The organism is Streptosporangium sp. NPDC050284, from assembly GCF_044459525.1.
Lineage (GTDB): Bacteria > Actinomycetota > Actinomycetes > Streptosporangiales > Streptosporangiaceae > Streptosporangium.
In genome coordinates this window covers 1-19,021 of the sequence record NZ_JBITIZ010000039.1, presented here as the reverse complement: position 1 = coordinate 19,021, position 19,021 = coordinate 1, and the positions used below count along the sequence as shown (strand labels likewise).

General features: G+C 68.1%; 20 protein-coding genes and 1 pseudogene. 9 read left to right on the top strand and 12 right to left on the bottom strand.

The window, feature by feature from the left end:
• Nucleotides 1-236 precede the first annotated feature (236 nt).
• From ACIBH4_RS39170 to ACIBH4_RS39160, 3 genes and pseudogenes are all read left to right on the top strand, one after another.
• The gene (locus tag ACIBH4_RS39170) at nucleotides 237-467 is read left to right on the top strand and encodes a hypothetical protein (protein WP_362501790.1); all 231 of its coding nucleotides are present in this window, start codon (nucleotides 237-239) and stop codon (nucleotides 465-467) included.
• A gap of 39 nt (nucleotides 468-506) precedes the next feature.
• A pseudogene (locus tag ACIBH4_RS39165) lies at nucleotides 507-1,007 on the top strand (GDSL-type esterase/lipase family protein); the annotation flags it as partial.
• Nucleotides 984-1,457: a cellulose-binding domain-containing protein gene (locus tag ACIBH4_RS39160; RefSeq protein WP_362770234.1), complete on the top strand. Its 474-nt coding sequence runs from the start codon at nucleotides 984-986 to the stop codon at nucleotides 1,455-1,457. The pseudogene ACIBH4_RS39165 and the gene ACIBH4_RS39160, both read left to right, overlap by 24 nt.
• A gap of 257 nt (nucleotides 1,458-1,714) precedes the next feature.
• Here the strand turns inward: ACIBH4_RS39160 and ACIBH4_RS39155 are convergent, their stop codons facing one another.
• From ACIBH4_RS39155 to ACIBH4_RS39105, 11 genes are read right to left on the bottom strand one after another with little or no spacing between them, the layout of a single operon-like run.
• Complete coding sequence (locus ACIBH4_RS39155) at nucleotides 1,715-2,242, bottom strand: hypothetical protein (RefSeq protein WP_362501788.1); 528 nt, start codon at nucleotides 2,240-2,242, stop codon at nucleotides 1,715-1,717.
• Entirely contained in the window at nucleotides 2,242-3,519 is a 1,278-nt protein-coding gene (locus tag ACIBH4_RS39150) for an aconitase family protein (protein WP_362770232.1), read from the bottom strand. The genes ACIBH4_RS39155 and ACIBH4_RS39150 overlap by 1 nt, the downstream gene beginning before the upstream one ends.
• Before the next feature lie 2 nt (nucleotides 3,520-3,521).
• Complete coding sequence (locus tag ACIBH4_RS39145; protein ID WP_362770230.1) at nucleotides 3,522-4,337, bottom strand: ABC transporter ATP-binding protein; 816 nt, start codon at nucleotides 4,335-4,337, stop codon at nucleotides 3,522-3,524.
• A gap of 29 nt (nucleotides 4,338-4,366) precedes the next feature.
• A complete protein-coding gene (locus tag ACIBH4_RS39140; protein ID WP_362501782.1) occupies nucleotides 4,367-5,203 on the bottom strand; it encodes an ABC transporter permease in 837 nt (278 codons plus the stop codon).
• A 13-nt stretch (nucleotides 5,204-5,216) separates the two neighbouring features.
• Nucleotides 5,217-5,648 carry a RidA family protein gene (locus tag ACIBH4_RS39135; protein ID WP_362770228.1) on the bottom strand — a complete coding sequence of 144 codons (432 nt, stop codon included), beginning with the start codon at nucleotides 5,646-5,648 and terminating at the stop codon, nucleotides 5,217-5,219.
• 5 nt (nucleotides 5,649-5,653) lie between these two features.
• Nucleotides 5,654-6,724, bottom strand: coding sequence for an amidohydrolase family protein (locus ACIBH4_RS39130; protein WP_362501778.1), 1,071 nt, complete (start codon nucleotides 6,722-6,724; stop codon nucleotides 5,654-5,656).
• Nucleotides 6,721-7,767 carry a hypothetical protein gene (locus tag ACIBH4_RS39125; RefSeq protein WP_362501776.1) on the bottom strand — a complete coding sequence of 349 codons (1,047 nt, stop codon included), beginning with the start codon at nucleotides 7,765-7,767 and terminating at the stop codon, nucleotides 6,721-6,723. The genes ACIBH4_RS39130 and ACIBH4_RS39125 overlap by 4 nt, the downstream gene beginning before the upstream one ends.
• A gap of 9 nt (nucleotides 7,768-7,776) precedes the next feature.
• The gene (locus ACIBH4_RS39120) at nucleotides 7,777-8,670 is read right to left on the bottom strand and encodes an alpha/beta fold hydrolase (protein WP_362501774.1); all 894 of its coding nucleotides are present in this window, start codon (nucleotides 8,668-8,670) and stop codon (nucleotides 7,777-7,779) included.
• On the bottom strand, nucleotides 8,670-9,671 hold the full coding sequence (locus ACIBH4_RS39115; RefSeq protein WP_362770227.1) for an ABC transporter substrate-binding protein: 1,002 nt from the start codon (nucleotides 9,669-9,671) through the stop codon (nucleotides 8,670-8,672). The genes ACIBH4_RS39120 and ACIBH4_RS39115 overlap by 1 nt, the downstream gene beginning before the upstream one ends.
• A gap of 16 nt (nucleotides 9,672-9,687) precedes the next feature.
• Nucleotides 9,688-11,307 carry an FAD-dependent monooxygenase gene (locus ACIBH4_RS39110; RefSeq protein WP_362501770.1) on the bottom strand — a complete coding sequence of 540 codons (1,620 nt, stop codon included), beginning with the start codon at nucleotides 11,305-11,307 and terminating at the stop codon, nucleotides 9,688-9,690.
• The gene (locus ACIBH4_RS39105) at nucleotides 11,304-12,854 is read right to left on the bottom strand and encodes an AMP-binding protein (RefSeq protein ID WP_362501768.1); all 1,551 of its coding nucleotides are present in this window, start codon (nucleotides 12,852-12,854) and stop codon (nucleotides 11,304-11,306) included. Before ACIBH4_RS39105 ends, ACIBH4_RS39110 begins: the two co-directional genes overlap by 4 nt.
• A gap of 261 nt (nucleotides 12,855-13,115) precedes the next feature.
• Here ACIBH4_RS39105 and ACIBH4_RS39100 point away from each other — a divergent pair, with 261 nt between their 5' ends.
• Nucleotides 13,116-13,820, top strand: coding sequence for a GntR family transcriptional regulator (locus tag ACIBH4_RS39100; protein ID WP_362501766.1), 705 nt, complete (start codon nucleotides 13,116-13,118; stop codon nucleotides 13,818-13,820).
• Nucleotides 13,821-13,883: 63 nt separating this feature from the next.
• Here the strand turns inward: ACIBH4_RS39100 and ACIBH4_RS39095 are convergent, their stop codons facing one another.
• Complete coding sequence (locus ACIBH4_RS39095; RefSeq protein ID WP_362501764.1) at nucleotides 13,884-14,813, bottom strand: nucleoside hydrolase; 930 nt, start codon at nucleotides 14,811-14,813, stop codon at nucleotides 13,884-13,886.
• Between the two features lie 245 nt (nucleotides 14,814-15,058).
• Between ACIBH4_RS39095 and ACIBH4_RS39090 the strand changes: the two genes are divergently transcribed.
• The 5 genes from ACIBH4_RS39090 (at nucleotide 15,059) to ACIBH4_RS39070 (ending at nucleotide 18,806) form a co-directional block, all read left to right on the top strand.
• On the top strand, nucleotides 15,059-15,586 hold the full coding sequence (locus ACIBH4_RS39090) for an RNA polymerase sigma factor (protein WP_362501762.1): 528 nt from the start codon (nucleotides 15,059-15,061) through the stop codon (nucleotides 15,584-15,586).
• On the top strand, nucleotides 15,583-16,386 hold the full coding sequence (locus ACIBH4_RS39085) for a zf-HC2 domain-containing protein (RefSeq protein ID WP_362501760.1): 804 nt from the start codon (nucleotides 15,583-15,585) through the stop codon (nucleotides 16,384-16,386). Before ACIBH4_RS39090 ends, ACIBH4_RS39085 begins: the two co-directional genes overlap by 4 nt.
• On the top strand, nucleotides 16,383-17,219 hold the full coding sequence (locus tag ACIBH4_RS39080) for an ABC transporter ATP-binding protein (RefSeq protein WP_362770225.1): 837 nt from the start codon (nucleotides 16,383-16,385) through the stop codon (nucleotides 17,217-17,219). Before ACIBH4_RS39085 ends, ACIBH4_RS39080 begins: the two co-directional genes overlap by 4 nt.
• 130 nt (nucleotides 17,220-17,349) lie before the next feature.
• Complete coding sequence (locus ACIBH4_RS39075) at nucleotides 17,350-18,153, top strand: hypothetical protein (RefSeq protein WP_362770223.1); 804 nt, start codon at nucleotides 17,350-17,352, stop codon at nucleotides 18,151-18,153.
• A complete protein-coding gene (locus ACIBH4_RS39070; protein WP_362501754.1) occupies nucleotides 18,150-18,806 on the top strand; it encodes a sensor histidine kinase in 657 nt (218 codons plus the stop codon). Before ACIBH4_RS39075 ends, ACIBH4_RS39070 begins: the two co-directional genes overlap by 4 nt.
• Nucleotides 18,807-19,021 lie beyond the last annotated feature (215 nt).

The following is a 19,021-nucleotide window of genomic DNA, read 5'->3' as shown; positions in this document are numbered from 1 at the left end:
GTCGCGTCGGTCCAGGACCTCCCGTCGAACAGCCGCACCGTCCCCGACAGCACGAAGAAGGACTCGGAGATCGTCCGATGGAAGTGAGCCGCCGGCCCTGAGGGTTTCGGCCCCATGTCCCAGCGATACAGGCCGAACTGCCCGTTCGTCGAGGCACCGGTGCCCAGATAGCGCACCCCGAGGCCGCCTGGGGCCGGCCTCGGCGGCCCGGACCGGTGAGCCGGGGAGCCCCCGCGGTGACGCCCGACACCTCGGAGATCGCCCGCGTGTTCGCCGAGGATTACGGTCGCGCGGTCGCGGTCCTGGTCCGCGTCTTCGGTGACATCGACATCGCCGAGGAGGCGGTCCAGGACGCCTTCACCATCGCGGTGCAACGCTGGCCGTCGTCCGGCGGTGCCTGCACCGAGAACGCGGCCGTACGCGACTTCCTGCGCCGCAGCCATCGGGCGCTCAGCGGGGCCGGATAACCGACTGGATTCTCCACCAAGCTCGTCGAGTTCGTCGGCGACTCCATCACCGTCGGGACCACCAGCTCGAAGAACGCGCTCACCGCGTACGGCTGGCTCATCGGCGAGCGGCTCGGCGTCCGGCACACGCAGATCGCCCAGGGCGGCGCCTGCCTGGTGGCGACCTCCGACGGATGCGTGGGCCTGGAGAACCAGTTCCTCAAGCTGAACCCCAACGCGGCGACCCCCGACTGGAACTTCTCCCGCTACCAGGCGAACGCCGTCGTGATCAACCTCGGCACCAACGACGTCGGCCACGGCGTGCACACCCCGGAGTTCCAGACCTCCTACACCAACCTGCTGCGCAGGGTGCGGGCGGCGTATCCGAAAGCCGTGATCTTCGCCCTGGAGACCTTCACCAGGCGGTTCGCCGCGCAGACCCAGGCCGCGGTCAAGACCCTCAACGACGGCGGCGACGCCAACGTCCTCTACGTCAACACCGAGGGCTGGCTGACCAGCGCCGACCTGACCGATTCCGTGCACCCGAACGACGCCGGGCACATCAGGATCGCCGGCCTGCTCGCCCCGATCATCTCCGCGAGGATCGGCACGACGGCGTCCCCCACCCCGACGCCGACGCCGACCCCGAGCGCGACACCCACGCCCACGCCCACGCCGACGACCTCGGCGAGTTGCGCGGTGAGGTACGCGGTCACCAACCAGTGGCCGGGCGGTTTCCAGGGCGAGGTGACCGTCACCAACACCGGTACGGGGAGCATCGACGGCTGGACGCTGACCTGGTCCTTCGCAGGCGGGCAGCAGCTGTCCCAGGCGTGGAACGCCACCTACGCGCAGACCGGCGCCACCGTCGCGGTCACCGGTGCGAGCTGGAACGCCTCCATTCCGGCGAAGGGTTCGGCGAGCTTCGGCTTCATCGCCGGCCAGCCCGGTATCAACAGCGCCCCCACCGCCTTCAAGCTCAGCGGAAAGGCGTGCGCGGTGACATCCTGACCGGCAGGCGCGCGTCCGCCCTCGTCTCCACCCTCTCCACCCTCTCCACCGCGACCGGCCATCGGGACTCCGTGGAGACGAGGGCCCGGCCCGGCTCTGCAGGAGGATGATCCAGCTGGGCTTCCGCCCCCACATCGCCATCGGTGGTTCCCCGCCCCAGCCACCCAACGGCCAGGGCTGCACCGTCCGCTTCGAGAACATCCGCCATTCGACGGATCACCTTCCCGACCCGCGAAACGGTTGGTGAACCCGACCGGTCACCGGTCGCGGCGCCTCAACTCGGCCCGCACGGAACCTTCGAGCCCGCCGTGTCTGACGATGTCGACCAAGAATCGATCGAACGGCACGGCGGCGATCCTGCCTCCCCTCGTGTGATTCTCGATGTCTCCCGACGCGAAGTCCACGGTGAGGCGGTCTCCGTCCTCAATCGTGCTCAGCTGTTCTCCCGGCAGGGTCGCCGCCGGGATGCCTTCGGCGACGAGGCGGCGGACCGCCAGGTGAGGCAGTGAGCGGGCGACCACTCCAACGCCCGCCGCCCTGAGTGCCAGGAAGGGCTGAACGTGCAGCTTGCCGGTGCCGAAGTGCCCGTTGACGACAAGGATGTCGCCGGGGTTCAGTCTTTCCGCGATGCCAGGCCGGACCCCCTCGAACAGGTGATGACGCAGCTCTTCGCCGTCGGCGATCCTCTGGATGGCGAAACGCAGCGGAAGCACTCCTCCATCAGACGGCAGATCCCGGTCGAAACACCAGGCCCGACCGCTCAGCCGGGTGGTAATGGTGTCCATCAGCGCACGTCCCGTGGGTCGGTGATCTCTCCGGCCAGAGCAGACGCGGCGACCGTCGCCGGACTCGCGAGGTAGATGTGAGCCCCCATCGCGCCAAGCCTGCCCTGCTGGTTGTCGTTGATCGAGGCGATGGACGTCTCTCCTCCGGCCAGGGCGCCGGCCCTGCCTCCGGCACACGGTCCGCAGCCGGGCTCGGTCACCATCGCCCCCGCGTCCCGGAAGATCTTCAGCAGCCCCTCGTCGAGGCAGCGATCGTAGGTGTCCTGAGTCGCCGGCGTCACGATGAGCCGCACGTGATCGGCGATGCGTCCGCCGGCCAGCACCCGCGCCGCGGCGAGCATGTCCTCGTACATTCCTGAGGCGCATGACCCGATCACCGCTTGGTCGATCCTGTGGCCCCGCAGCGTCGTGAGATCGCGGAGACCCTGGCCGTCGGGCGCCGCGATCTGTGGTTCGAGCGTTGACAGGTCGAGGGAGACGACTTCCCGATACCGGGCATCGTCGTCGGAGACCACCCGCTCGAACTCCCTGCCGCCGGCTCGTGACTGCCGCTCGCACCGCTCCGGCGTGGGCTCGACAACGACCGTTGCGGGTCCGGCGGACGTCACGCTGTTACACAACGTGACCAGAGCGTCCAGGCTGAGCGCCTCGGCGCCGGGCCCGCCGATCTCGACCGCGTCGAAGTGGTCGGCGTCGCTCAGCACCGCCTCAAGTCGCGTGCGCGCCCACATCGAGAGATCGCGGGGAGAGGTTCCCTCGCGAAGCTGCCCCACGAGCCGCACACGGACCGTTTCCGGTACCTGGACCCAGCTCGTTCCCAGGGCCAGAGCCGAGAGGATCTCGCTGCCCAGGCAGATCACGACGCAGCCGACCGCCCCGAAGTTCGTCGCGTTGCCGTCGGCTGCGAACACGAACTGGCCCGGTCCGACGATCCCACGTTCGACGGGAAAGACATTGCCGTGGCCGCCGCGACCGCAGTCGTAGAACTGGCGGATGCCGTACCGTCTCGCCAGTTCTCGCAGCATCCGGCCCCGAGTGGCCGCGATCTCGTTCTCGTACGAGACGTTGTGGTCGGTGGAGATGAGCACCCGGTCGGGGTCGGCCAGGCGTTCCAGCGCGACCGCCTCGAACTGACGGGTGAGTAGCTCGGCGTATCCGTCGTGGAAGGTCACCAGATCCGGGACCGGACGTACGATCTGCCCGGGAACCACCTCGAGCTCGTCGGAGGCCCTGGCCAGCACTTTCTCCACCAGCGTCATCGGTCGGCGTACCGGCATCGCTAGGCTCCCCGCCGGCTCTCGGCCACCTCGGCGTGCGATTCCGCGGTCGACTGGCTCAACAACTGCCAGATCTCGTTCTCCAGGTCGTGAAACTTGTCAGTCCTCTTGATTTCCAGCGGACGCGGGCGCCCAAAGGGGACCTGGATATCCAAAATCGCCTTGGCGGGACGTTGGCTGAGCACCACGACCCGATCCGACAGGAAGAGCGCCTCGTCGATCTGGTGCGTGATGAACAGCGCTGTGATCTTGTGTGTCTCCCAGATCCGGAGCAGCTCGGCCTGCATCGTCTCGCGTGTCTGCGCGTCCAGTGCCGCGAACGGCTCGTCCAGCAGGAGAACCTCGGGACGGAGCGCCAGTGCCCGCGCGATGTTCACCCGCTGCTGCATTCCGCCGCTGAGCTGGTGGGGATAGTAGTCCTCGAATCCCTCCAAGCCGACAAGCGACACATGCTGGCGAGCGATGTCGTTTCGCTCTGCCTTGCTGCCGACCTTCGTCATGTCGAGCCCGTACCTGACGTTCTGGATGACCGTCCGCCACGGCAGGAGGCACGACTCCTGGAAGACGACGGCCCGGTCGGGTCCCGGGGCGGAGGCCTTCTTGCCCGCGACGTAGATCGCACCGGAATCGATGGGGATCAACCCGTCGAGCGCCATGAGCAGGGTGCTCTTGCCGCACCCGCTCGGCCCGACGACGGACACGAACTCACCCGGGGCGACGTCCAGGTCCAGCCCCTGAATCGCCGACGTGATCTGATCGTCGGAGCGGTAGGAGACCGAGATGTTCTCCGCGCGAAGGCTTGAGGGCTTCGTCGTCACGACCGCTCCTTCGGTGTCGTTCGAGTTGGCTACGCCCGCCATGCCGCCAGCTTCCTTTCCGTCCTGGTTGCCAGTGCCGCCAGGAGAATCCCCATGGTGGCGGTGATGATGACGACGGCGAAGAGCTGGGCGATGTCGAAGTTCGAGCTCGCCTTCGCCAGCCTGTTGCCCAGGCCGGCTCGCGACGACAGCAGCTCCGCGACGACGACCGCGATCAGGCCGCGTCCGATCGCCAGCCTGACGCCGGTCACGATGTACGGCAGCGCGTGGGGAAGCGAGACACTCCACGCGAGCTGCCACTGGTTGGCGTTGTAGCTCTTCGCCAGGCGGATGTGCCGCGCCTCGCGGGTCTTGATGCCCGTCGCCGTGTTGAGGATGATGATCGCGATGCAGCTCAGCACGACGATAACGACCTTCGACGTCGTGCCGATGCCGAACCACAGCGTGAGCACCGGGACCAGCGCGATCTGGGGTGTCGCGTTCCAGCCGAGAATCAGCGGCGAGAGCACGGCGTGAACCTTTTCGGAGGCCCCGTAAAAGATTCCGACCACGACACCGAGGACAATGGAGATGACCATTCCGAGGAAGAACTCGATCGACGTCACCTCGATGTCCGGCCAGATCTCGCCCGACGCGAACAGCCTGACGAGTTCCCGAACGACGTCTACGGGACCGGCGAAGAACATGGGCTCCACCAGGCCCAGCGACCACACGAGCTGCCACACGGCCAGGAACAGTGCTACTCCCGCGACTCCGAGCAGGCGGTTCTTGGTGACCAGCCTGCCGGCAACGGTCGATTCACGTCGGCGCCCGGCCGGCTTTTCGGGTTCTACGGGGAACTTCTTGTCTGTTGTCTGAACTGTCACGCGAACTTCCCTGTCACTGTGCCGACGGTCGACGGCTTGTCTCGCCGGAAGAGGGGGTGGACGTGTGGTAAGCCACGACTTCCATCAGGATCAGCGTGCTGTCACCCTCGCCCCCCATGTCGCTGACCTCGACCGCGAAGCGGACCGGCTGCTCGTCGCCGAACTCGGCCGCCCAGACCTTGTTCAGGATCGGACGGGTGCGGTGCATGTCCTTGAGGTAGATACCGGCCTTGACGACGTTGGCCGGTGAGAGACCGAGTGCCTCCAGCTGCGCCCGGAGGATCTCCAGCAGCCGGGTGGCCTGGACGTGGGGGTCGTCCGAGATGGAGCCGTCCTCGTTCACTCCTCGCATGGCGGCGAAGAAGACGAAGTCACCGCAGCGCACCGCCTTGGGCTGGCCGCTCAGATGGCCCGGTCCCGGAAGATCGTAAAATCGTTCGATCATGGACATCATGTGTTTCCTCGTTCTTGGAGTGGCGGATGCCAGCGGAACAGGTCGCCCGCGCTGCGGTGTCTCATCGACTCGATCTCGTCGCGGGTGAACGACCCGTCGGTGACGAGGCTGAAGTCGGCGGGCTCCCGGACGAAGGGGTAGTCGGACCCCGCGCAGACCCGGTCCGCCCCCACCACGTCGACCAGCTGGCGCAGTCCCCGAGCGCCGAAGACCACCGAGTCGAAGTAGAGCGAGGAAAGCGTCTGCCGAGGTGATATGCCCATGAGGTCCCGTGCCTGCGGGTCGGTGTTCCACAACCACTCAAGCCTCTGAATCGCCCAGGCCGCGCCGCCACCGCCGTGGCTAACGAACAGCCTCGCGTGCGGAAGACGTGCCAGCGTTCCCCGCGCGGCCAGCGAGAGCACGTACGACGCGATCTCCGGCGGGTAGGTGGCCGCGATGTCGACGGTGGGAGCGACATGGGTCGCCGCGTACGGAGGATGGAACGCGTGGACGAAAACGACCAGGCCCAGTCGGGCAGCCTCGTCTACGAAGTCACGGAAAAGCGGATCGGCGAACGAGCGTCCGTTGACGTTGCTGCCCACCTCGACGCCCACCAGACCGAGTTCGGCGAACATCGAGAGCATCTCGCAGGCCAGGTCCGGATCCTGCAGGGGCACGATCCCAAGCCCCCGGAACACGGCGGGATGCTCCTCGACACTCGCCGCGATCCACCGGTTGACCGACTCGTAGTATCCGCGGGTCACCGCGGCGTCCGACCAGTAGCAGAACAGTTCGGGCATCGGTGAGAGCACCGCGGCGTCCACACCGTGCCCGCGCATCTCGACGCGGCGTGCATCGAGGTTCCACGCCACCCGGCTGACTGTGCGGAACGGCCGTTCTCCGATGATCACATTGGCGCTCTCGCCGTCGATCACCGTGCGGGGCAGCCGGCTGTCGATATCATCGAACGAGGGCAGACCGGCCGGCACGACATGACTGTGCGCGTCGAGGAGCGGCGACATTCGCCGACCGGCCGCGTTCTCGTTCGTGAAGGTGCGGGGAGTGCGACAGGCTGTGGTGTTCATCGCAGGATCGCGAAGGTCTTACTGGAGTTGAAGATCCACGATTCGACCATGTGGGCCCACTCGGTCTTCAGGCCCGCCCGCTCGGCGGCACCGAGCATGCAGTGCCAGTTCAGCATCTCCTGCTGACCGGAAAGTTCCAGGTCACCCGTCGAGGCCCCCCTCCATGTGTCGAAGTCGGATGCCCGGAGGGCCGCGAGATACTCGCGATCACTTTCCATGTCGGGCCACAGGTGCATCGACCGGTCGTTGAGGAACGCGTGGGACCAACTCGACGACGCCAGCAGAACGGCCCGAAGGTCACTGCCGGCCAGTACCTCGGCGACCGCGGCACCGAGCTCCATGCACCGTTGGGGTGTGGGGCCCGGGGGGTCGGCGACGACATCGCCGAGCTCCGACATCTGGACGACCCCACCCTTGCGACTGATCACCGCGCTTCCGTAGCAGTTGACGCTTATCGGCAACACCGGATACGGAAACCCGGTGCGATCGGAGTCCAGGTAGAGCAGTGAGTTCCCGAAGGCGTGCGGAACGGGGCGATCCTCACGGAGTTTGTACGCGTAGGGGAGGTCGAATCCGCGCGAGAGCAGCTCGCCCGCGAGCCGGCGGCCGATGTCGCGCGCGCCGGGATAGCTCAGCGTCAAGTCGGCCGGCTCATCCCAAGCGTTGGCGTACTTCGCCTCGCGCCAGGGCTGGAAGCCGAACCGGTCGAGCGCATAGAGACAGAACGGGGGAACGATGTCCTCGCGGAACTGCTCGTACTGGTCGTCACCCCAGATGACGACCACGTCCGGCCTGAAGTTATCGATCGCCGCCCGTACCCGGGCAAAGGATTCCCGAAGCTGCTCGCGGTGCGCCGCGGCAGCCGTCGTCCCCTGGTCGTCGCCCCACTCGGCCCGCATGTCCTCCGGCCACGAGGCCGGATCCTTCAGCTGTGCCGGGATGCCGGGGTCGGACAGTGTCCTCCTCAACGTCGCCGTCATCTGGTCGTCCGGCCCGGCCAGGCGCGGATAGTGTGTGATGCCGATGCCAAGCAGCTCAGCCATCTGTCGTCCTCACCGCCCCTTGTCCGAACCGTGCTCTCCCGTGCCCGGCGCGGAGCGGAAGAACTCTCCGACGACGGTGTTGAACTCGCCGGCGTGCTCGATCTGCGCCCAGTGTCCGCACTGGGAGAACATGTGCAGCGTCGCGTTCGGCAGCAGGTGGAAGAGGTCCTGACCCACGTCCCAGGGGATGACCCGGTCCTCGCGCCCGTGCACGACGAGCGTCGGGGTGGTAACGGACGCGATCTCGTCGCGGGGCAGCCAGTGCTCGTTGCCCTGGTGGCCCGCGTCGTGGAACATCTTCCGGTACGTCTCGTGGACTCCGGGCCGGCGACTCGACTCGTAGCGCTCGTGCACCAACTGCTCGGTCAGCAGGGAGCTGTCGTAGAGGAACGTGTCGGCGATCAGCGAGCGCATGTTCTCCGGGGTCGGCTCGTAGTCACGCAGCTGACGCAGGCCGGGAGACATCTGCTTGGGCTCCAGTCCGCCCGATCCCATCAGCACCATCTGCGACACCCGGTCGGGGTGATATCTGGCGATGCGCAGTGCGATCGCTCCGCCCATGGAGTTGCCGACGATCCGGACCCGGTCGAGCAGCAGAGCGTCGAGGAAGTCCAGAACGTGACGCGTCCAGGTCTCGACACCGTAGACGAGCCCTTCGGGACGCGCCGTCTGCCCGAATCCAACATATTCGGGGGCGATGGTACGGAAGGTGGTTGAGAGTGATGGAATCGTGCTGCGCCAGTTCGACCAGGCCGTGACACCCGGGCCCGAACCGTGCAGCAGCAGGACCGGATCCCCCTCGCCGACATCGAGGTAGTGGGTCTGGATGCCGTTCGCGTCGGTCCAGAGACCCGACGGCTCGGCGGAGGTCTCGGCCGAACTCCTCTCGTGCATGCCGATCATCACTTGCCCGCCTTGGTGAACTCGTTGGTGTACATGTCCTCGGCCTTGACGCCCTTGACGTTCGGAAGAACCGACGCGGTGGCCTCCACCACGTCCTTCATGCCCGCCTCGTTGACCTCGCCGGTGGCCGACCACGTCATGCCGCTCGGCTCCTCGATGTACGGGTCGTATGACCCTTCGCACACCTGCTCGGTGCTCTTGGTGTACGTCTGACAGAGCTTGACCACGGCCGCGCGGTTCGAGGCCTCACGCACGTACTTGGTGCCCTTTTGGATGGCTCCGACGAAGCCTGCGACGGTCTTGCCGTTCTTGTCGAGATAGCTGGTGGCGGCACCGAGGAGAATCGCCGGCAGGTGGTTGCCGCTCTTCTCGCTGTCGATGAGGATGTTCGTCTTGCCCTCGTACTGCGACCGGATCTGGGTGGCCTGCGCGGCCCCGTCGAAGGCTCCGCTGATCACACCCGCGAGACGCTGGGGAGCTCCCCCACCGACGGCGTAGGTGAAGTCGGCCGGGTTGTGTCCCTCCTTGGACACCGCGTACTGGAACCAGATCTGATCCTGCGACCCGTTGTTACTGATGGCGACGCTGCCCTTTTTCAGCTCGTCGAGCGAGGAGATCTTCTTGTTGGCGATCACGTCGAACGGCGCGTCGTACAACTGGTAGAACAACTTGCCGGTGAGGGCGCCGCTGGCGATCGTCGCGACGAAGGGCGGCACGCCCGTCGAGAGCACCTCGATGTCGCCGGAGGCCAGTGCGGACAGCGGCTGGGTGCCGCCCCCCGAGAAGTCGGTGATCTTGATCTCGATACCGGCGTCGTCGAAGTAGCCCTGGTCGATGGCGGCGTAGATCGGGGCCTGTGCCATGGATGCGGACACGATCCCGAGCTGGACGACGCTCTTCCCGCCTTCGACGGTGGTGTCGCCACCGCAGGCCGCGAGGCCGGTGCCAAGCAGGAGCAGGACGCAGCACGCGCTCATCTTCGAGGCCAGTCGGTGTTTCATTTCGTTCTCCTACTTATTACGTCCCGATGATGCCCGAGACAGTCGAGGCGAGTTCATTCGGGTTCGATGGGGGGTGGTGGCCACGCCAGGCGACATGAAGATCCGGCCGCACCAGCAGCATGGGGTAGCCGTACGCGCGCGCCGCGAACTCGTCGTCGACGACGACGTGGCCGAGTGTCGAGCCGAGACGGGCCATGGCGTCGATGAGCGGCTCTGCCTCCCGACTCGCCGATACGGACGTGAGCAGGGTGAATCCCCACCCCAGCAGGTCGTTGACCGCCGTGCCGTCCGGTAGGTAATGGTTCGGCAGACGCACTCCCGGATCCGTCGAGGGCGTGTACCCGAAGCTGTCGGGATCGGAGGTCATCGACTCGTCCGGGACGATGAGGGGGGAACCGTCGTACCTGTATCCGAGCTCGATGCCGAGCAGGTCGTTGCTCTTGCGCTGCTCGACGTCCGCGACCTCGATCAGATTCCGCCTTGCGGCGGCGCCTGCGGATGATTCGTCGAAGATCTCGGGGGTGAAGGTGCTCCGCCACGAGCTGCGGCCTACGAACGCCTTCCGGGACGCCTCGATGTTCCGTTGCCCGACCGGTCGTCTCTCCAGCTCGTACGTCGGGAGCAGGCCACCGCCGCCGCTGCCCTGGATGGTCATCGCGAGTTTCCAGGACAGGTCGATCGCGTCCCCGACCCCGGTGTTCATCCCGAGCCCGCCGGTCGGGATGACGAGGTGAGCCGCGTCACCGGCCAGGAAGACGCGCCGGTCGGCGTAGCGGTCGGCGAGCATCAGGCGCATCGTCCACTGCCCGACGTAGAGTGTCTCGAACTCGACGGGGAACCCCACGACGGTGCGGAAAAGCTCTTCCATTTGCCCGGGCTCGTCGACCATGGAGTGGAGGCTGAAGTGCCGCCGGTCGCCCTGGACCACGAGTGCGGTGAACTTGTCGTCGACGACGTGGTAGTGGCGTCCCTTGCCGATCGGGATCCGGTCGAAGAGATCGTCGCTGCGGAACAGGGCCTGGGTGAGCCTGCCCAGATCCGGCGTTCCCTCCAGTCTGGCTCCGATGCAGTCCCTGACCGTGCTGTTCGCACCGTCGCACCCGACCAGGTAGTCGGCTTCGACCGTCATGATCGTGCCGTCGTCGCGGATGATCCGGGCGATCACGGTGTCGTCACGCTGCTCCAGTGACTCGAAGGCGTGCCCGAACCGCACCGTCACGCCGTCGATGCCCTCGGCGACCGACCGCAGCAGCGGTTCGAGCCGGTACTGCGAGACAAGCTGGTAGGGCTCCGCGGGAAGTGAGCCGTCGTTGGCGGCTCGCGCCCGCGCCTTGAGCTCGTCGACGCTCGGGTACGGATGGTGCAGCCACGGCTTCCGAGCGAGGGACTCGACGATGAAGACATCCATCGGGGAGTCGGTGGGGAATCCTTCCGCACGCACCGTGTCGGCGATGCCGAGCCGCCGGAAGTGCTCCATGGTCCGCGCGTTGCAACGTTCCATCTTCGGGAGGAATCCCGGTTCCGGGCGCTTGTCGACGAGCAGGCAGCTCACTCCGCGACGGCCGAGGTCGATGGCCAGCGTGAGGCCCACGGGTCCGCCGCCGATGATCAGTACCGGCGTCCGACAGCTGGTCACCGGCTCTCCTTGGATCCGGCACCGAGGCTGCGCCTCATGATCTTGCCGGTCGACGTCATCGGCAGGGTGCTGACGCGAACCACCCGGCGTGGCAGCTTGTAGGCGGCGAGATGCGGCCGGCAGTAGTCGATCAGAGCCGCCTCGTCGATCTCGGCGTCGCCACGCGGCACCACGTACGCCACCGCCAGCTCACCCTTTACGGCATCGAACTCCCGGCCCACCGCGACGAGGGAGACATCCGGATGGGATGCGATGACCCTCTCGACCTCGGCGGGATACACGTTGTAGCCACCGGTGATGATGACGTCCTTGACCCGGTCGACGACGAAATAGTGGCCCGAGGCGTCGCGATAGGCGATGTCTCCCGTGCGTAGCCAGCCGGAGTCGAGCAGGACCTCGGCCGTCGCCTCCGGATTGCCGAAGTAGCCCTGCATAACGATCGGCCCTCGGACATGAAGCTCACCGTGCTCCCCTGTCGGGACCTCGTCGCCGTGCGTGTTGGCGACACGCAGTTCGATGCCCGGCAGAGCCACTCCGATGGATCCGTGGACGTTGGTCGCGTACGGGCTGTGGGTGGCTCCCAGACCCGAGATCTCGGTCATCCCCCACAGTTCCAGCAGCGGCGCCCCAGCCCGTCGTTCCCAGGAGCGGATCGACTCCGCCGACATCGTCTGCCCGCCGACCGTGCAGCGCGTGAGCGACGTCAGGTCCGCGGACTCCAGCGCCGGATCGCTCAACATCATGGCGTACATCGTCGGAACCCCCTCGAACATCGTCGCCCGGTGCCGCTCGATCAGCCCCAGCGCCTGGGCCGGTTCGAAACGTGCCATCAGGACGACCGTGCCGCCCGCGAGGAACGTCGCGTTGATCGCCGCGTTGCCGTACACATGGGGGGCGGGGAGAGCCGTCACCATCACATCCGCGGCGGTACGCACGTGCATGGTCGCGGTCAGCGCGACATTCGTCATCACGGCGCGATGGCTCTGTGAGGCGCCCTTCGGATGGCCGGTCGTCCCGGAGGTGTACCCGATCGTCGACGTCGTGTCCACGTCGACGTCCACCGGCTCCAGGCAGAGGTCTCCCCGGATCAGGTCGTCAAACGCCAGGACGTCCTCCTGCATCCCGTCGAAGGACACGACCGTCTTGATTCCGGGCGCCTCCTGCCTGAGGGGGCCGAGAGCCACGGCCGTGGAGGCGCTGACGAACAGTGCCTTCACCCCGCAGTCGTTGGCGACGTAGGCCAGTTCCTCCGCCGTCAGCATCATGTTGACGGGGTTCACCACGGCCCCCATCCTCATCGCCGCGTGGTAGGCGACGATCCACTCCCATCGGTTCTCCGAGTAGATCGAGACCCGGTCGCCGACCTGGATCTCCTGCTCGGTCAGAGCGTGTGCGAGCCGGGCCGCAGCGGCATCGAGCTCACCGTACGTGAGTGTCCGGGGGGTCGTCACGAGGGCGACGTCGTCCGGATGCGACGCCGCCGCGTCAGAGAGCAGGTGACCGATGCCGCGAGGCGCCAGCATGCGGGCCTGAGTGTGTGTCGCCAACCAGCTTCTCCCTTCTTTGTATAACAATCGCGAATGTAACCGAGGTCACTCGGGGGGTCAAGGGGTTGCGGTAGATGTGCGAGAAGTCTGCCGATGTACGAGAACTTGAGAGAATCCAAATGCTTGACGGTACGCTCTAGCGAGGATTGACTAACAAGATGAGGTACGGGGATGCGAGTTCCGGAGATGGAGAGTCGATTGAGAAGGGCCGGTCAGTCGGTTGCGGGTGAGACCCGTGCGGACGGGGGCCGACAGGTGTCGGTGACCGACTACATCTACGAGACCATGTCGGAGCACCTGCGCACGGGCCACTACCGCGCGGGCGAGCGGCTCACCGAGGCGCGGCTGACCGCCGAGCTCGGGGTGAGCCGCGTTCCGTTGCGGGAGGTGCTTCGGCGACTGGCGGCCGAGGGAGCCATCGAGATCAACCCTCACCGGGGTGCCAGCGTTCGGATACTGACAAGGGACCACATCGCCCAGCTGTTCCAGGTCCGCATGGCCGTCGAGGGAATGGCCGCGCGACTCGCGGCCCAGCGCATCAACGAGCCCGGCATGCGCGACCAGATCATGAAGTTGCTGGAGCTCGCCTGCCCCGTGCACGACCCGGACGCGCACGACCTCGGGAACGACGAGACACCCGGGGGAGGCGCGGGAAACCCTTCCGAGTCGCAGATCCACGGAGGCATCGTGGAACAGTCGGGGAACGAGCTGCTGCTCGCGCACTGGAAGATGCTCGAGTTCCCCGTCCATCGTCTGCGTTACCAGTCACGCACCCAGCCCGAGCAGCGCCTGCTGTCGCAGCGCGACCACGAAGCGGTACTGCGCGCCATCCTCGCCGGCGACCATGAGCAGGCCCAGCGACAGATGTCGAACCACGTCGAAAGAGTGGCCAACGCGATTCATCAGCTCCGGGACGAAGAGTTCAACGCCACGGTCAATCCCGGGCTGGTGCCCGGTGAGACCTGAGGTGCCACAGGCTCCGGTTCACGGCCCGTCGCAGGGAAGGCGCCTTTGCCCCGGTGACCTCCCTCAGCCCGGTCCGCAGCACGGCGTGGCCGAGCCGATCCGCGTGACGTAGAGGTCCCAGAACCGGTCCCGGTCCACCTCCAGCACGGTGCGGCCGTCCGAGTCGGAGACGATCTCGGGACGGAGGAAGGCCGCCGCGGCCACGGCGTCCCAGACGAACGCCCGATGTCCCGGGTCACCGGCGAAGAGCGGCCCCTGAAGCTCCTTGAAGAGCCTCCTGACCGGGGTCTCCTCGCCCGCGACCACCCGCTCGTAGGTCCGCCTGTCCAGGGTGAGCCGCTGCGCCGCCTCCAGCGTGACGACCAGCTCGCGCCGGAACGGGGCCTCGAACACGACCCGGGACGCCTCGGGGTCGAACCAGCGGTTGAACTCCTCCCCCTCGGTGTCGGCTCCCAGATAGACGACCTCCTTGACCAGGGGGACCATCTCGGGATGCTCCCGTACGGCGCGTGCCAGGTTGGTGGCCGGGCCGAGCGCGAAGACGGTCACCTCTCCGGGGTGGCGCCGCACCTGGTCGGCGATGAAGTCGGAGGCACTGCCCGCCGCGGGCCGGGTCGTCGCGTAGCCACCGTGCGGTGGAGTGGCCAGCGCGCGGTGGGACGCCGGTCGCGGCCGGTCCAGGGCTCCGGCGTAGTCGTCCCTCGGCTCCGGCGTGTTGGTCTCGCCGGTCACCACGGGGATGTCGGCCCTGCCGATGAGCTCCAGCTGGCGCAGCGCGTACGCGGTGCCCTCCTCCGGCCAGGTGTTGCCGCCCACGGTCGTGACCCCGAGCACCTCCACCCCTTCGGCGGCGGCCAGCAGGAACATGGCCTGCGCGTCGTCGTTCAGCTCGCCCATGTCCGCGTCGACGATGATTTTCCCGGTGCCGGGGGGCCTGTCGAGCGGCACCCCCGGCGAGCACGACGCCGCGGCGCACACCGTGGACAGCACCACCAGCGAAAATAGTATTTTCCTTCTCATGCCTCACTTGTCGGACGTAACACCGCGTTCGGTTCGTTCCATGCGATGAACCACCGGGGCCGCCGAACACGACAGCCCCCTGATCACCCGGCCTCCGAGCTCTCGAACCTCGGATCTCCGGACACGGCGAACCCGTACGGCGCCGGACACCACCAAACCGTGAACCGCTGGAGCGGCCCGATGCGACAGAGAGGCATGACACCGTTGAAGGGGCTCCCATGAGTGAGCACGAGAGCTGGACGGACGCTCGACTGCTCGAGGCCGTCGCCGACGGGGACCGCCGTGCCCTGGAGGTCCTTTACGCCCGGCACGCACCCTGGCTCGTCATCCGGCTCACCCGCCGATGCGCCGATCCGGCGCTGGTGGACGAGGCGATCCAGGACACCTTCGTGGCCGTCTGGCGTACGGCACGCACCTGGAAGGGCAAAGGGGAGGTGGCCGCGTGGATCTGGGGCATCGGCATCCGCCGTCTGCTGGACCAGCTCCGCCGTCGTCCGGCGGTGCCACTGCCCGCCTACGAGCAGGTCATGGTCTCGGCCGAGGAGCAGGTGCTGCTCGGCATCGAGTACGGCGAACTCGGCCAGGCGATGGGCCGGCTCTCCCCGGAGCTGCGCGCCGTGGTCCAGGCGACGGTCTTGGACGGCCTGACCACCCGTGAGGCCGGGCGGTTGCTCGGCATCCCCGCCGGGACCGTCAAGACCCGGATGATGCGCGCGAAGGCACTGCTGAGGGAGGAACTGGCATGAGCACCTGGCACATGGACGACGGCCTGGCCGTCAGGTACGCCGACGGGGAGCTGAACCCGACCCTGGCCGCCTCGGTCGAGGCCCACCTGCTGGCCTGCGATCAATGCCGGAGCCTGCTCGCGCCCCAGGTGCCGCGCTCCCGGCTGGACCGGGTCTGGGCGGAGGTGGCCGACGCGGTGGACGCGCCCGTGCCGGGACCGTTCGAGCGGCTGCTGCGGGCGATCGGTGTCCACGAGCACACGGCCCGGCTGCTGGGCGCCGCCCACTCGCTACGCCTGCCGTGGATCGCGGCCAGCGCCGTGGCGCTCCTGTTCGCCGCGCTGGCCTCGGGAGAGACGACGCGATGGGGGCTGCTCGTCTATCTCACGCTGGCCCCGATCCTGCCGGTCGCCGGGGTCGCCGTGGCCTTCGGCAGGGACGGTGATCCGGCCCACGAGATCGGCCTGGCGGCTCCGTACTCGATGTTCCGGCTGATGCTGATACGCGCCGCCGCAGTGCTGACGTCCTCGTCGGCGCTGGCGTTGGTGATGGGCCTCGGCCTGCTGGACCACGACTGGACCGCGGCCGCGTGGCTGCTGCCCTCGCTCGCCCTGACCTCGCTGACCCTCGCCCTGTCCAGCCGGTTCGATCCGCGCCACTGCGGGGCCGCCGTGGCGGCGACCTGGCTGGTCGTGGTCGTCTCCGTCAACCTTCGCGAGCCGAGCCTGGCGATGTTCGGCGGCGTCGGCCAGGCGGGCTACCTGGTCGTCACCTTCGTGTCCGTCGCGCTTCTCTTCTTTCGCCGCAGGGAGTTCTCATGATCGAGGCAGTCGGCCTGGTGAAGACCTACGGCCGCAACCGGGTCCTGGACGGGCTCACCTTCACCGTGGGCAAGGGGGTGACCGGCCTGCTCGGGCCGAACGGCGCGGGCAAGACCACGCTCATCAGGATGCTGGCGACGGTGCTCGCCCCGGACGAGGGCGAGCTGAGACTGCTCGGCAGGAACCCGGCCGGAGACCGGCTGGAGATCCGGCGACGGCTGGGATACCTGCCGCAGGAGCCGGGATACCAGCGGGGGTTCACCGTCTTCGAGTTCGTCGACTACGTGGCGATCCTGAAGGAGATGGTGGAGCGGCGGGCCCGGCACGACGAGGTGCGCCGGGTGATCGAGGAGGTCGGGCTGACCTCCGTGAGCGGCAAACGGATCCGGACGCTGTCTGGCGGGATGCGGCGGCGACTGGGCATCGCGCAGGCGCTGCTCGGCGACCCCGAGCTGATCCTGCTGGACGAGCCGACCGTCGGCCTGGACCCCGAGCAGCGGCTCCGGTTCCGCGAGCTGATCTCGCACATCGGACAGGACCGCGCCGTCGTGCTCTCCACCCACCAGACCGAGGACGTCTCCGCCCTGTGCAGCCGGGTGGTCGTGCTCAAGGCGGGACGGTGCGTGTTCGAGGGCACGCCCGAGGAGGTCCGGGCCCTGGCCGAGGGCAGGGTCTGGTTCTCGGCGGAGAAGTCGGGGGTGCTCTCCTGGCGTACCGGCGACGGGCTGTTCCGCAACATCGGGCCCGCTCCCGAGGGTGCCCGGCCGGCCGAGCCGACCGTGGAGGACGGCTACCTGCTGCTGCTCGGCGACAAGACGGCGGCGACGGCATGACGTGCGACCACGGACCCCGTCCCCGGCAGGCGGGCCGGGGACGGACGAGGACGCGGACACCATCCCGGGCGGGCGCGTCGCCCCGGGTACGGACACGCGGACCGGCCATCCGGCCGCGGAAAGGACTGTCATGACAGGCTCGTCATCGCTCGCCGGCCGGTGGCCCGCCACCACGCGTCACGCGGTGCCCACGCTGGCCTACGCCGAGCTCCGGCGGCTGCTCCGCCACCCGCTCACCCTGCTCGGGCCCGCGCTGATGACGGCGGTGCTGCTCGGCCACACCTGGGAGTGGCCGCAGGACTCCTTCAGGGTGATCACCGCTCAGATGGTGATGATGTGGGGCGTACCTGCCTTCTTCGCCGCGAATCTCATCGGCACCGCGGCGCACCGGGCGGGCACGGACGAGTTGCTGTCCACCGCCCCGGTCGACCGCGCGAACCGTACGGCCGCCGCCTGCCTGGTCGCCCTCGGGCCGTTCGTGCTGGCCTGCCTGTTCCAGGCGGTGCTGCTGCGCCTCTGCCTGACGTTCCAGGTGGACCTGGGACGTACTCCCACGGTGTGGGAGATGGCCGCCGGGCCGCTGTGCGTGCTCGGAGCCACGCTCCTGGGGACCGCGACCGCCCACTGGGCACCCCACCGGGGCGTGCCGTTCGCGGTCATGTTCGTGCTGGTCGGTTTCAACTACATCGTCTACCAGGGCTCCGAGCGCTTCCTTGGTTTCCTCGTGGAGTTCGTGCTGTGGACCTCCCCCGTGTGGACGTTCCAGGAGGCCGAGGGGTCGGCGCTCTGGCACGCGGTCTACCTGCTGGCGCTGAGCCTGGGAGCGGCGGCGCTGGCGATGCTGCGCGACTCGGTCCGGCGTGGGTTCTGGCTCGGGATCGGCGCGACACTGCTTCTGACCGCGGTGCTCTCCGGCATCTGGCAGTTGCCGTGACCGCCGTCACCGATCCGGAGGGCACGCCGACGACCGTGCTGGCACGTGTCCGTGCAGAAGAGCGCCGCCGACTGTGCCGAGATCTGCACGACGGGCTCGGCCACGCGCTGACCGAGATGGCGATGGTCGTCAACATGGCCAGGATCAGCCTGCGCACCGCCCCCGCCTCGACCGACCGCCTCCTGGCGGAACTGCGCGACGGCATGGACGCGGTCGGCCAGGAGATCAGAGAACTGGTACACGGCCTGCACCCGCCCACCCTGGACACGCTCGGCCTGGCCGGGGCCGTACGGGCACTGGCGGACAACGGGCCCTCGGTGATCGTCGAGACCGAGGGCGACCTGTCCGGCCTGCCCTCGGCCGTCGAGGTGGCCGCGTACCGCATCGCGCAGGAGGCGCTCACCAACGTCCGCCGACACGCCGGGGCTCGCACGGCGACGATCTCGCTCCGGCGTGACGACTCCTTCCTCACGGTCCGGATCCGCGACGACGGGAGCGGGCCGCCCCCGGCTCCCCGGCCGGGGATCGGTCTCGTCTCGATGCGTGAGCGCGCCCGCGAACTCGGCGGGAGCTGCGTGGTGGGCCCGGCACCGGGCGGCGGCACACTCGTGAAGGCCGTACTCCCCCTGTCGACCGGTATCTCCGCGTCATGAGGACCTCGGATGGTCGCCGTCCTCGCGGTTCCACGGATCCGTCACAGGCCCGAGGTGGTGGAACCGGTCCGCAGCCGGTTGCCCGTACGACGCCAGCGGGCGAGTCCGCCCTCCAGCGGACGTGCCCGGAATCCGTGGTCGCGCAGCAGCCGCACCGCCTCCGGGGAGACCACGCAGTAGGGGCCACCGCAGTAGGCCACGATCTCGACGTCCGC